General features: G+C 70.5%; 10 protein-coding genes. 7 read left to right on the forward strand and 3 right to left on the reverse strand.

The window, feature by feature from the left end; all coding sequences use genetic code 11:
* The coding region (locus tag FE256_RS15580) for a glycerophosphoryl diester phosphodiesterase membrane domain-containing protein (RefSeq protein WP_138177484.1) at positions 1 to 1,134 on the reverse strand (1,134 nt) is incomplete at its 3' end.
* A 162-nt stretch (positions 1,135 to 1,296) separates the two neighbouring features.
* Between FE256_RS15580 and mtrA the strand changes: the two genes are divergently transcribed.
* The 5 genes from mtrA to hpf all read left to right on the forward strand — a co-directional run bounded on the left by mtrA (position 1,297) and on the right by hpf (position 6,857).
* Positions 1,297 to 1,977: an MtrAB system response regulator MtrA gene (gene mtrA / locus FE256_RS15585; protein WP_138177486.1), complete on the forward strand. Its 681-nt coding sequence runs from the start codon at positions 1,297 to 1,299 to the stop codon at positions 1,975 to 1,977.
* 7 nt (positions 1,978 to 1,984) lie between these two features.
* Positions 1,985 to 3,670: an MtrAB system histidine kinase MtrB gene (mtrB, locus tag FE256_RS15590; RefSeq protein ID WP_138177488.1), complete on the forward strand. Its 1,686-nt coding sequence runs from the start codon at positions 1,985 to 1,987 to the stop codon at positions 3,668 to 3,670.
* Positions 3,667 to 5,325 (forward strand): LpqB family beta-propeller domain-containing protein, encoded by a 1,659-nt coding sequence (locus FE256_RS15595; RefSeq protein WP_138177491.1) that lies wholly within the window; start codon positions 3,667 to 3,669, stop codon positions 5,323 to 5,325. Before mtrB ends, FE256_RS15595 begins: the two co-directional genes overlap by 4 nt.
* A 92-nt stretch (positions 5,326 to 5,417) precedes the next feature.
* On the forward strand, positions 5,418 to 6,101 hold the full coding sequence (locus tag FE256_RS15600; RefSeq protein WP_138177493.1) for a ComF family protein: 684 nt from the start codon (positions 5,418 to 5,420) through the stop codon (positions 6,099 to 6,101).
* A gap of 93 nt (positions 6,102 to 6,194) precedes the next feature.
* Positions 6,195 to 6,857: a ribosome hibernation-promoting factor, HPF/YfiA family gene (gene hpf / locus FE256_RS15605; protein ID WP_138177496.1), complete on the forward strand. Its 663-nt coding sequence runs from the start codon at positions 6,195 to 6,197 to the stop codon at positions 6,855 to 6,857.
* A 66-nt stretch (positions 6,858 to 6,923) separates the two neighbouring features.
* On the opposite strand, the gene FE256_RS15610 is transcribed toward hpf, so the two are convergent.
* Positions 6,924 to 8,234: a hypothetical protein gene (locus FE256_RS15610; protein WP_138177498.1), complete on the reverse strand. Its 1,311-nt coding sequence runs from the start codon at positions 8,232 to 8,234 to the stop codon at positions 6,924 to 6,926.
* A gap of 179 nt (positions 8,235 to 8,413) precedes the next feature.
* On the opposite strand from FE256_RS15610, the gene secA reads away from it, so the two are divergent.
* Positions 8,414 to 11,212, forward strand: a complete 2,799-nt coding sequence (secA, locus tag FE256_RS15615; protein ID WP_138177500.1) for a preprotein translocase subunit SecA — start codon at positions 8,414 to 8,416, stop codon at positions 11,210 to 11,212.
* A 111-nt stretch (positions 11,213 to 11,323) separates the two neighbouring features.
* Complete coding sequence (locus FE256_RS15620) at positions 11,324 to 12,550, forward strand: pyridoxal phosphate-dependent aminotransferase (RefSeq protein ID WP_138177502.1); 1,227 nt, start codon at positions 11,324 to 11,326, stop codon at positions 12,548 to 12,550.
* Between the two features lie 7 nt (positions 12,551 to 12,557).
* On the opposite strand, the gene FE256_RS15625 is transcribed toward FE256_RS15620, so the two are convergent.
* The coding region (locus tag FE256_RS15625; protein ID WP_252371054.1) for an Rv3235 family protein at positions 12,558 to 12,967 on the reverse strand (410 nt) is incomplete at its 5' end.

Below are 12,967 nucleotides of genomic sequence, written 5' to 3' on the forward strand. Positions count from 1 at the left end.
GGCCCCGGCCGGGGACGGCGGCGCGGGCCATGCGGCAGCGCCCGACGGCGTTCCGGGCGCTCCGGCCGGCGGGCCCCAGGCAGGCGCCGGGGACCAGGTGCGGCCCGCACCCACGCGGTACGGGTCGGGGAGATCCTGTGCGCCCGAGTCTCGCGCGTCGACGTAGGCGAAGAGGTCGTGGTCGAGACCCTCCACGCGCATGCGGGCGTCGACGTAGACCAGCACGGCCGACGTCGACTGCACCACGACCGCGATGCACTGCACGAGCAGGATGCCGACCTGCCCGACCAGCTGGATGACGACGAACGCGATGAGGGCACTGGGGTCGGAGGCACCGGTGGGGGCGACGATCGTGGAGATCCCCCCGGAGAGGAGGCCCAGTGGGATCGAGATGACCTGTCCCACGACCCCGAACGCGAGGGAGATGATGACGATCACGCCGAACGTCGGCCAGAACCGGCGCCGCGTCAGCACCCAGGACCGGGCGATGGCCCGGCGGATACCGACGCCCTCGAGGATCATCGCGGACGGGACGAGGAAGAGCTTCGTCGCCAGCCACAGGTACAGCGGGATGAGCCCGAGCGCGAAGAGGATGCCGGCCACGATGCCGAGCGGAAGCAGCACGAGACCGAGGAGGACGGCGATCCCGCCGAGCAGTGCCAGGACGACGGCCATGGCCAGCAAGATGAGGAGCGAGTAGCCGATGAGTCGGAGGAACACCGGCCGCACGCGACGCCATGCGTCGCGGAGCGTCGGCTTCTCGGCGACCACGGCCGAGGCGACCTCGGAGACGACGACGGCCTGCACGAGAACGCTGAGACCGCCGGCGAGGGCGCCCAGGACGAGAGCAGCGAGGCCGGTGAGGGCGATCGACCCGACCAGGACGGTGTCGAACTCCTCGGTGCCCTCGACCAGCGTGTCGAGCCGCGCGAAGGTCGCGATGGCGACCGCGGCGACCGCGACGCTGACGATGACGTAGGCGAGCGTCTGCACGAGAAGGGCGAACCCGAGGAGGACCCGCGGGTTGTGCCGGAGGGCCACGAAGGACCGACCGAGGATGGTGCCGAAGCCGTAGGGGTGGAGCGGCACGATGCCGGCGCGCGAGGCCGGCGTCCAGGCGGGGTACGCGGTCACGATGGCGCCTCCTCGGCGGTCGGCTGTGTCCTTCATCGTGTCACACACCCCCCGCACGCTCGGCCGCATCGCGGACACGTCGACTACGCTCGGGGTGATGCGCCCCCACCCGCGGCGCCTTGCCCGTTCTCGAACGGGTCCGAGACGGAAGACGTACACCCGATGACTTCACGGATCCTGGTGGTCGACGATGACACCGCGCTGGCCGAGATGATCGGCATCGTGCTGCGCACCGAGGGATTCGAGACGGTGTTCTGCGCCGACGGTGCGCACGCGGTCGAGGCCTGGCGCACCGAGCGTCCCGACCTCATCCTCCTCGACCTCATGCTCCCGGGCGTCGACGGCATCGAGATCTGCACCCGCGTGCGGGCGGAGTCCGGCATCCCGATCATCATGCTCACGGCGCGCACCGACACCGCCGACGTCGTCAAGGGTCTCGAGTCCGGCGCCGACGACTACATCGTCAAGCCGTTCAATCCGAAAGAACTCGTCGCCCGCATCCGTACGCGGCTGCGCCCCACCCAGGCCGCGGTCGACGAGACGCTGCGCATCGGCGACCTCGTCGTCGACGTCGCGGCGCACGAGGTCCGCCGCGGCGACACGCCGATCGCGCTCACGCCGTTGGAGTTCGAACTCCTCGTCGCGCTCGCCGAGAAGCCGCAGCAGGTCTTCTCGCGCGAGATGCTCCTCGAGCAGGTGTGGGGCTACCACTACAAGGCCGACACCCGCTTGGTGAACGTGCACGTGCAGCGCCTGCGGGCCAAGATCGAGGCCGACCCCGACAACCCGCGCATCGTGACCACCGTGCGCGGGGTCGGCTATCGCGCCGGCGCGGTGGCTTGAGGCCCGCATGACGGGCGCGGTGCGCGCAGTTCCGGTCTCGCGGATCAGGCGGCCGATCGATTGGCGCGACATCCGTGACCGCCTCGCGACCCTGTGGCGGCGGTCGCTGCGGTTCCGCACGATCGTCATCACGGTCGCGCTGACCGCCGCGACGATCCTCGTCACGTGCGTGGCGATGGCCCTGGTCATCCAGAACGAGCTGTTCACCGCCCGCAAGGACCAGGTGCTCCTCGAGGCGCAGCGCGCGACGGCCGCGGCCCAGGCCACGCTCGACGCCGCGGTGGACTCCACGGATCCCGCCGCGGCGCAGACGCTGATGAACGGCATCGCCACGCGCCTGTCGCAGCAGTCCTCCAGCGACCTCATCGCCCTCTACCGCATCGGGCCGCCGTCGCCGCTGGCCCCGCAGCCCTTCATCTCTCCGGCTTTCGACTCCTCGATCGTCACCCAGGCGCTGCGCACCCAGGTGCAGTCCAACCCCGATCTGCAGTGGTGGCAGTCGGTGGCGCTGCCCTCGGACGACGGCCGCATCGTGCCCGGCATCCTGGTCGGTCATCAGCTCCGGTTCCCCGCCGAGGACGGCGTCGACTACTACGAGCTGTACATGGGCTACGACCTCGCCAGCGCGTCGCAGACCCTCGCGTTCGTCCAGGTCCTGCTGTGGGTGGTGGGGCTGGTGCTCGTGGTGCTGATCGGCGCGATCGCGTGGGTCGTGCTGCGGTCGGTCACGACTCCGATCGCGGATGCCGCCGAGACCAGCGCCAAGCTCGCCGCGGGCGACCTGGGCGTCCGGCTGCCGGTGCGCGGCGAGGACGAACTGGCGACGTTGAACCGGTCGTTCAACGCGATGGCCGACAGCATCGAGTCGCAGATCAAGGAGCTCGCCGATCTCTCGCTCGTGCAGCAGAGGTTCGTGTCCGACGTCTCGCACGAGCTGCGCACACCGCTGACCACGATCCGCCTCGCCGCCGACATGATCAACGACCAGCGCGGGGAGTTCGAGCCGGCCACGGCGCGCGCCGCCGAGCTGCTGCACGCGCAGGTGCAGCGCTTCGAGGTGCTCCTGGGCGATCTGCTCGAGATCAGCCGGTACGACGCCGGATCCGTTCAACTCGAGCTCGAGCCCACCAGCATGGCGCACCTCGCCGAAGACGTCATCGCGTCGATGGAGCAGCTCGCCCAGCAGCACGGCAGTGACGTGCGGCTGGTCGCGCCCGGCGGCTACACGCCCATCGACATGGACGCCCGGCGCGTCCGTCGCGTCGTGCGCAACCTGCTCGGCAACGCCATCGAGCACGGCGAGGGCCGTCCCATCGTCGTCTCGGTCGACAGCGACCGGGATGCCGTGGCCCTCAGCGTGCGCGACTTCGGTCTGGGCATGCGCGCCGAAGACGTCGAGCGCGTGTTCGACCGGTTCTGGCGGGCCGACCCGTCCCGCGTCCGTACGATCGGGGGGACGGGCCTCGGGCTCTCGATCGCCCTGGGAGATGCCCGCCTGCACGGGGGCACGCTGTCGGTGTGGTCCGAGCTCGGTCGCGGATCGAACTTCCTGCTCACCCTCCCGCGCGACGGCCGCCCGCTCGGCGGGTCGCCGCTGCCGCTCGTGCCCGAGGACGAACAGGGCGGCGCGCTCGAGGCGCTCGGCCTCACCCAGCCGATCTCCCTCGGACGGACGGGGAGGACCCCCTCGTGAAGCGCGCACTCGCCGGCCTCGGACTCCTGCTGGTGCTGGCCCTCACCGCCTGCACCGGTCTTCCCACGACCGGCTACGTCAACCCCGGCCGCGGGCCGCAGGGCGACGACTCCCAGGCCTTCGCCTTCGTCCCCGACGGACCGCAGGACGACGCCTCTCCCGCCGAGATCGTCGAGGGGTTCCTGCGGGCCGGGTCCGGCCCGGCCGACGACTGGGCGACGGCGAAGCTCTTCCTCGCCCCGGGGACGCAGTGGGACCCGCGCACCCGCGTGACGATCGACCGCCTCGCCGACCGTCGCGCGACCGCCGTGCCCGACGGCTCGTCGGTGGGGGTGCAACTGTCCACCGTCGCCGGTGTGGATGCCAACGGGGCCTACTCCCCGGCGGTGAACGGTGCCACTCAGACCCTGTCGTTCAGCCTCGCGCGCGTCGACGACCAGTGGCGCATCACGTCCGCGCCCGACGGCGTCGTTCTCTACGAAGAGGTTTTCCCGACCGTCTACCAGGCGGCATCCGTGGCGTACTTCGATCCGACGTGGAGCTTCATCGTGCCCGACGTGCGGTGGTTCCCGCGCCCGCTCGTGGCCAGTCGTGTGACCACGGCGCTCGTCGACGGGCAGCCCAGCGGGTGGCTCGCGGGTGCCGTGCGCAGCGCATTCCCCGACGAGCTGTCGCTGGTGGGGCGCTCGGTGACCCTGTCCTCTCGCGGCGTCGCCCAGGTGCAGTTGCCCCGGGCGGCGCTGAGCCTGGATCGGACGACCCTGGACCGCATGCAGACCCAGCTGGCGCGCAGCCTCGTCACGGCCGGAATCAGCGAAGTCCAGATGACGGTGGACGGGACTCCCATCGCCGCCAGCGAGCTGCCGGTGAAGGTGACGCGCGTCGACCCGTCGCCCGCGGTGCTGACGGCCGACGGCAGCTTCGGGGTCCTCAGCGGCGAGGCCGTCGAGACCATTCCCGCCCTGTCGGACGCGGTGGAGTCGCTCGCCCCGACCAGCATCGAGCTGGAGGCCGATCGCAGCCTCGCGGCCGTCCTGACGCAGCAGGGCACCGTCGCCAGCGCCCTCGCGGACGGGGCGACCTACCTGCTCGACGATCGGCCGGGCCTGCTCCCGCCGTCGATCGACGCCGAGGGAGCGATCTGGAGCGTCCCGCGCACCGCTCCCTCCCAGCTGCGCGCCTACACTCCCCAGGGCGTGCCCCGCGACATCGGGAACGCCTGGCCGGACGCGTCGGAGGTCGTGGCGTTCCAGATCTCCCGCGACGGCACGCGGATCGCCGCGGTCGTGACCGTCGCGGGCGTGCGTGAGGTGTGGCTGGCCGGCATCGTCCGCGAGGGGACGACGGTCAACCTCGGACCGCCGCACGTGCTCTCGTTCTCGGAACCGGGTGCGTTCGACCTCGCGTGGCTCGACGACACCACGGTGGGCGTGTTGACCTCCGTCGAGGGTGCCGCTCGTCTGGACGAGCTCAGCGTCGGCGGGCGCGGCACGGTCGGACCGGTCCCCGAGAACGCCCGGGCGATCGCGGGCGGGAGCGCGAGTGTGCGCATCCTCGATGATTCCGGGCGCCTGTTCAGCCGCCGCGGCAGCTCGTGGACGCTCGTGGCCAGCGACATCCGCGTGCTCGCGGTGCAGCAGGGCACGACGTCCTGACCGCTCCTGCCGAGGCGCCGTCTTCGGCCGGCTGTCCACGGATCGTGCGACCGCGCCCCCACGGAGCCCGGGAGACCCGGCATCCTGACGTCGTGACCGCTCCACTCCCGACGTTGTGGTCGCACGGATGGCGTGCGGCGGCGTTCGACGCCCTCGCGTTCTGGTTCCCGGTGGCGTGCGCGGGCTGCGGCGTGCTCGACGTCGAGGTGTGCGACGAATGCCGCGCGTCGCTCGCGCCCCGCGTGCGGCGGCGTCTGCTCACCGTGGATGTCGAGGTGGTGAGCGCGGTGCGATTCGACGGTCCGGCCGCCCGGATGATCCGCGCCCTCAAGACGGACGGGCGGACGGGACTGGCGCGTGCGCTCGGCCCCGCCCTCGCCGCGGCGCTCGCCGTCGCGCCCGCCGGCGCGACCGTGACGACGGTGCCCGCCTCGCGCGCGGCCGATCGGCGACGCGGATACCGCCCGGTCGACCTTCTCGTGCGCCGCGCGGGGGTACGCCCCGTCCCGCTCCTGCGGATGCGGCGCACCGCGGCCGATCAGCGCGGACTCGACCGTCGCGCTCGGCAGGTGAATGTCTCCGGTGCCTTCGTCGCGCGCCGTCCTCCTCCGGGTCCGGTCGTGATCGTGGACGACGTCGTGACCACGGGGGCGACCTTGACCGAGGCGGTCCAGGCGCTGCGGGCCGCGGGAGCGGACGAGGTTCTCGCCGTCACGCTCGCAGACACGCCGAGACGCAGCGGATCCTCACATGAATCGGAGGTGATTGGTACGTGACAGGTCAGTGTCGCGCCACTACCGTGGGGATGACTGAAGGCGACGGCTGTTCCGCCCTTAGACCGGGCGGAACCCGGAACAAGGAGGTCACGGATGGACACCAGCATCGTCGGCGTGGGAGTCGGTATCACCGATCGATTCCGCACGGTGGTCGAAGAGAAGGTCAGCCGGATCGAGCACCTCGCGCCCCGCGCGACGTCGCTCGAAGTGAAGGTCACCCACCGCTCCTATCGCAACGGGCGCATGGAGGATGACACGGTCGAACTCACCCTCGACGGGAAGGGCCCCGTCGTGCGGGCCGAGGCGACCGACACCGACAAGTTCGCCGCTCTCGATCTGGCCGTCGACAAGATCTCGGAGCAGGTCCGTCGGGCGAAGCAGAAGCGCGTCGATGCGCGGAACCACCCGCGCGGAGCGAAGTTCGAGAAGGGAACGGGAGAGCTCTCGGGCATCGACGTCCAGCCCGCCTCGGTCGACGTGCTGCACGCCGTCGCCACGGGTGAGGTCCCCGTGCTCTCCGGTGCGGAGTCGGAAGAGGACTACTCGCCCGTCGTCATCCGGCAGAAGCAGTTCGACGCCGAGTGGATGACGGTCGAAGACGCCGTCGACCGCATGGAGCTCGTCGGCCACGACTTCTTCTTGTTCATCGACGCCCGCTCCGACCACCCCAGCGTGGTCTATCGCCGCAAGGGCTGGGACTACGGCGTCATCGCCTTGGGGACGCAGGCGTCGCCCGAGGAGCGCGTCGCGTCCTGATCACGAACGCACGAAGCGGGGCCCCGTCCATCGGACGGGGCCCCGCTTTCGCGTATCGGCGACGGCTCAGCCGTCGAAGATGTCGCCCAGCAGGGAACCGATGACGAGGCCGCCGAGCATGCCGCCGACCATGTTGCCGCCGCCCATGCCGCCGCCGCGGCCGGATCCGCCGCCACCGTACCCGTTGCCGCCCCAGTCGTCGGGCCGGGACTGCTCGATGTCGCGCTGCGCGAGCTGGAGGGACTCGGATGCCAGCCCTCCGGTCCGTCGCGCGGTGGCCAGCACCGTCTCGCGCTGCTCCTCGGGGATCGGGCCGAGGGGCAGTCCCGCGCGCAGCCGCTCGGCCTCGACGAATCGCGTGCGGGCATCCGCACCGATCCAGCCGCGGTGGCCGGTGATGAGGCCGCGGGCCACGGCGAGCTGACGGTCGGCGTCGTCGATCGCGTGCTCGACCTGCTCTTGCGAGGGGACCGGCCGCGCGGCACGCTCGCGCGCGAGATCGAGGTCGGCGTTCGCCTGACGCAGCGAAGAGAGTGCGGCGAACGGGTCGGTGCGCGCTCCGGCGGCGGGGAGGGCCGCGAGCTCGCGCTCGAGGGTCGCCATCGCCTGCAGGACGACGGGCGTCTGCGGACCGCGCCGCGCCTCGACGAGGTCGCCGCGAGAATCGTCGATCACGGCGGCGAGCGTCGACTCGGCGCGCAGCGCCTCGATCTCGAAGGTGTCGACGGCATCCAGCAGGGACTCGGCACGCCGGACCGCCTCGGTCGACGCCTCGAGCGCCACCGACGCCTGCTCGCGCTGACCGGCCTCACGGCGCCGCTCGGAGACCCCTGCGGTGTGCACGGCGAAGTCGAGCAGCTGCTGGACTTCTTCGGGATTGCCGGCGACCTGCTGCAGGGCGGAGTGGCTGTAGCGCTGCGCGAGCCGCTCGACCACCTCGCGGGCGTGCGGCACGCGTTCGGCCAGCCGGTCGCGGTCGGCGCGCACGCGCGCGAGAGTCTCGGGCGCGCGGCGCACGGCGTCGATCTTGGGCCGGAGCACCGCGGTGCGCTCTTCGAGGAGGTCTTCCGCCCACTGCGACAGCTGGATGATGCGCCCGTTGCGGGTGCGCAGCTCGTCCTTGGTGTCGGGGATCTCGTCGTGATTGAGCTGGTGCAGCTGGAACGCCTCGGCCAGGTGCACCTTGACCGACTGCAGCGCGGCCGCGAGGTCTTCGGTCGCCTTGTCGCCCAGCTCGGCGCGGGCGAAATCCAGCTCGTCGGACGTCAGGCGGACGCGTTCGTCAGCGGCGACGATGGCGAGCTCCGCGCGGCGTGCCAGATCCGCATCCGCGGCATCCTGCTCTTCGCGCTTCCTCTTACCCCAGAAACCGGCCATGGGTCGATCCTAGGCCGGGCACCCGTGCGGGAGCCGGGTGTTCGCTTGAGGCGCGAGGACGGGGTGAAAGCCAGCAGGCTCGCAGGTCACGAACGGGTAACACGGATAACATGGGCGTGTATGCCTGTGCGCAGGCCGACGTCCAGGGGGGCGTCGCACCCGACAGATGGAGATGCTTCGTGGCCAATCCGCTCGAGAAACTGCTGCGCGCCGGAGAGGGGCGCATCCTCCGCCGACTGCAGGGCGTCGTGAAGGCGACCGGTGCCCTCGAGGAGGACTACGAGCAGCTCACCGACGAAGAACTGCGCAACGAGACCGTCGAGCTGCGCGCGCGGTACGAGGCGGGCGAGACGCTCGACCAGCTCATGCCCGAGGCCTTCGCGGCGGTCCGCGAGGCGGCCAAGCGCACGCTCGGACAGCGTCCGTACGACGTCCAGATCATGGGCGGCGCGGCCCTGCACCTCGGAAACATCGCCGAGATGAAGACCGGTGAGGGAAAGACGCTCACCGCGGCCCTGCCGGCCTACCTCAACGCGATCGCGGGCAAGGGCGTCCACGTCGTCACGGTCAACGACTTCCTCGCGAGCTACCAGTCCGAGCTCATGGGTCGCGTGTACCGCGCCCTCGGCATGACGACCGGCACCATCGTGTCGGGTCAGACCCCCGAGATCCGTCGTGAGCAGTACGCCGCCGACATCAGCTACGGCACGAACAACGAGTTCGGCTTCGACTACCTGCGCGACAACATGGCGTGGCGCAGCGAGGACCTGGTGCAGCGCGGTCACTTCTACGCCATCGTCGACGAGGTGGACTCGATCCTCATCGACGAGGCGCGCACCCCGCTGATCATCTCGGGTCCGGCCTCCGGCGAGGCCAACCGCTGGTTCACCGAATTCGCCAAGCTCGCGCGCACCCTCGAAGCGGGCGTCGACTACGAGGTCGACGAAAAGAAGCGCACCATCGGCGTGCTCGAGCCCGGGATCGAGAAGGTCGAGGACTACCTCGGCATCGACAACCTCTACGAATCGGCGAACACCCCGCTGATCTCGTTCCTGAACAACTCGATCAAGGCGATCGCCCTGTTCAAGCGCGACACCGACTACGTCGTGATGAACGACGAGGTCATGATCGTCGACGAGCACACCGGGCGCATCCTCGTCGGGCGCCGCTACAACGAAGGCATCCACCAGGCCATCGAGGCGAAGGAAGGCGTGCCGGTCAAGGCCGAGAACCAGACACTGGCCACGGTCACGCTGCAGAACTACTTCCGCTTGTACGACAAGCTCTCCGGCATGACCGGTACCGCCGAGACCGAGGCGGCGGAGTTCATGTCGACCTACAAGCTCGGCGTGGTCCCGATCCCGACGAACAAGCCCATGATCCGCAAGGATCAGGCCGACCTCGTCTACAAGAACGAGACGGCGAAGTTCGCCCAGGTCGTCGAGGACATCGTCGAGCGCCACGCGAAGGGCCAGCCGGTCCTCGTCGGCACGACGAGCGTCGAGAAGAGCGAGTACCTCTCGCGGCTGCTGTCCAAGAAGGGCGTGCGTCACGAGGTCCTCAACGCCAAGAACCACGCGCGCGAGGCCGAGATCGTCGCCCGCGCCGGGCGTCTGGGCGCGGTCACGGTCGCCACGAACATGGCCGGTCGCGGAACCGACATCATGCTCGGTGGAAACGCGGAGTTCCTCGCCGTGCAAGAGATGAAGGCGAAGGGACTCGACCCGGTCGAGACCCCCGAGGCGTACGAGTCCGAGTGGGATTCGGTCTACCAGTCCATGCGCGACACCGTCGCCGAGGAGGCCGCGAAGGTCACCGAGGCGGGCGGCCTGTATGTCCTCGGGACCGAGCGCCACGAGTCGCGTCGCATCGACAACCAGCTGCGCGGCCGCTCGGGCCGTCAGGGCGACCCCGGCGAGAGCCGCTTCTACCTCTCGCTCACCGACGACCTGATGCGCCTGTTCCAGTCGGGCGCCGCCGAGGCGATCCTCTCCCGCACGAACTTCCCCGACGACGTCGCGATCGAGTCCGGGCTCGTCTCGCGCGCGATCAAGAGCGCCCAGTCGCAGGTCGAGGCCCGCAACGCCGAGATGCGCAAGAACGTGCTGAAGTACGACGACGTCCTCAACCGCCAGCGTGAGGCCATCTACGCCGACCGCCGTCACATGCTCCAGGGCGACGACATCGCCGACCGCGTGCAGCACTTCATCGAGGATGCCATCACGGCGATCATCGACGACCACACCGGCAGCGGCCACACCGAGTCGTGGGACTTCGACGCGCTGTGGACCGAGCTGAAGACGATGTATCCGGTGAGCGTCACGATCGACGAGGTCGTCGCCGAAGCCGGCGGCAACAAGGGTCGCATCACCCCCGAGGGCCTCAAGCGCGAGATCATCTCGGACGCGCGCATCGCGTACGAGAACCGCGAGCAGACCCTCGGTGCCCCGGCGCTCCGCGAGCTCGAGCGTCGCGTCGTCCTGCAGGTGCTCGACCGCCGCTGGCGCGAGCACCTCTACGAGATGGACTACCTCAAGGACGGCATCGGTCTGCGCGCGATGGCCCAGCGCGACCCGCTCATCGAGTACCAGCGCGAGGGGTACCAGATGTTCCAGTCGATGATGGGGCAGATCAAGGAGGAATCCGCCGGATTCCTCTACAACCTCGAGGTCGAGGTCCGCAAGGGAGACGGCGAAGAGGTCACGCAGGTCGAGGCCAAGGGCCTCGCGCCCGCCCCCGTCGAGGGCCAGCGTCTGGAGTACTCCGCGGCGAACGACGCGGGCGAGGTCGAGGTCCGCAACGACCGCGGCCAGGTGCAGCAGGCGGCGACCAACCGCCTGCGTCAGGCCGGTCAGGCCGCCGCCCCCGCCGCCGACGCGCCCGCCGGTCCGCGCGGAGCCTTCGGCCAGCGCACCGACGCCGCCGAGCCCGCCGCAGGCAACCGCGCCGATCGTCGCGCCGCCGGCAAGAAGAAGTAACCCGCACGCGGATGCCGTGCTCCCGCCGTCTCGCGGGGGCACGGCATCCGTGCGTCCGGGAAGGCCACCGATGGTCGATTGGCCGGATCGCCGCGGGGATATCCTGAACCGATGAGCCCGCTGCGCCCCCTCGATCAGTCGTCGAAGCTGAAGGACGTCCTCTACGAGATCCGTGGGGAGGCCCTCGTCGAGGCCGATCGGCTCGAGGCCGAAGGGCATTCGATCCTCAAGCTCAACACCGGCAACCCGGCGATCTTCGGTTTCGAGGCGCCGCACCAGATCGTGCGCGACATGATCGCCTCGGTGCCCCACGCCCACGGCTACAGCGACAGCCGCGGCATCCTGTCCGCCCGCCGTGCGGTCGTCTCGCGGTACGAGCAGGAGCCCGGTTTCCCGCACGTCGATCCCGATCACGTGTACCTCGGCAACGGCGTGTCCGAACTGATCACGATGACGATGCAGGCGCTCCTCGACGAAGGCGACGAGGTGCTGATCCCCGCCCCCGACTACCCGCTGTGGACGGCGATGACGAGCCTCGGCGGTGGCACGCCCGTGCACTACCTGTGCGACGAGACCCGCGAGTGGCAGCCCGACCTCGAGGACATCCGCTCGAAGGTCACCCCGCGCACCAAGGCGATCGTCGTGATCAACCCGAACAACCCCACCGGCGCGGTGTACTCGCGCGAGGTTCTCGAGGGGCTCGCCGCGATCGCCCGCGAACACTCGCTGCTGGTGCTCGCCGACGAGATCTACGACCGCATCGTGTTCGACGACGCCGTGCACATCCCGATGGCCACCGTCGCGCCCGACCTGCTGTGCCTGACCTTCAACGGCCTGTCCAAGACCTACCGCGTCGCGGGCTACCGTTCGGGCTGGCTCGTCATCACCGGTCCCCAGGACCACGCCGAGGGGTTCCTGCACGGCATCAACCTGCTGGCATCCACCCGTCTGTGCCCGAACGTGCCCGCGCAGTTCGCCGTCCAGGCGGCGCTGTCCGGCGTGCAGTCGATCGACGGACTCATCGCACCGGCCGGCCGTCTGCACGAGCAGCGGGATGCCGCGTGGCAGGGCCTCGAAGCGATCCCGGGCGTGTCGTGCGTGCTGCCGCGCGGTGCGCTGTACGCCTTCCCGCGGTTCGATCCCGACGTGTACGAGATCCCCGACGACGCCAAGTTCGTCCACGACTTCCTGATCGCCGAGCACGTGCTGCTCGTGCAGGGATCGGGCTTCAACTGGCCCGCGACCGACCACGTGCGCATCGTGACGCTCCCTGAGGCACGCGTGATCTCGGATGCCATCGAGCGCCTGGGCAACTTCTTGGCCTCTTGGCGGCCCTGAGCCGAGGTCAGAGCAGCGCCAGCGCGGTCACGCGCCAGCGTCCGTCCAGGCCTTCCACGCGCAGAGCGATCGCGCGTGTACGGGTGCGGGCGGAGGCGATGACGGTCGCTTCGACGACCCCGTCGGACGGCGAGAAGAGGTGCACCGACCGGATCTGGTGCACGTCGCGCGGGGTCGGCATGCGTCGCGCGCTGCGCGCGCGGGCCGCGAGCCCCGCGCGCACCACGATGGCGCGGTAGACCTCCTCGGTCGTCCACCGCGCCAGCTGCTCCGCTTCGCGCACCCCCGCGAACACCTCGAGCACGCCGCGGACGACGTTGCGGGTGAAGACCTCGGCGGAGGGCAGGTGCTCGGACGAGGTGCGCTGCGGGGCGAAGGACGGCTCGGAGCGAACGGCGGCCGAGGTGCGCGCCGGGC

It is taken from the genome of Microbacterium sp. 5K110, from assembly GCF_005774735.1.
In the GTDB taxonomy this organism is placed as follows: Bacteria; Actinomycetota; Actinomycetes; order Actinomycetales; family Microbacteriaceae; genus Microbacterium.

Excerpts from the sequence above, each read along its gene's own strand:
- FE256_RS15620 (WP_138177502.1), top strand. The coding sequence starts at position 11,324 with ATGAGCCCGCTGCGCCCCCTCGATCAGTCGTCGAAGCTGAAGGACGTC.
- mtrB (WP_138177488.1), top strand. The coding sequence starts at position 1,985 with ATGACGGGCGCGGTGCGCGCAGTTCCGGTCTCGCGGATCAGGCGGCCG.
- mtrA (WP_138177486.1), top strand. The coding sequence starts at position 1,297 with ATGACTTCACGGATCCTGGTGGTCGACGATGACACCGCGCTGGCCGAG.
- FE256_RS15610 (WP_138177498.1), bottom strand. The coding sequence starts at position 8,234 with ATGGCCGGTTTCTGGGGTAAGAGGAAGCGCGAAGAGCAGGATGCCGCG.
- hpf (WP_138177496.1), top strand. The coding sequence starts at position 6,195 with ATGGACACCAGCATCGTCGGCGTGGGAGTCGGTATCACCGATCGATTC.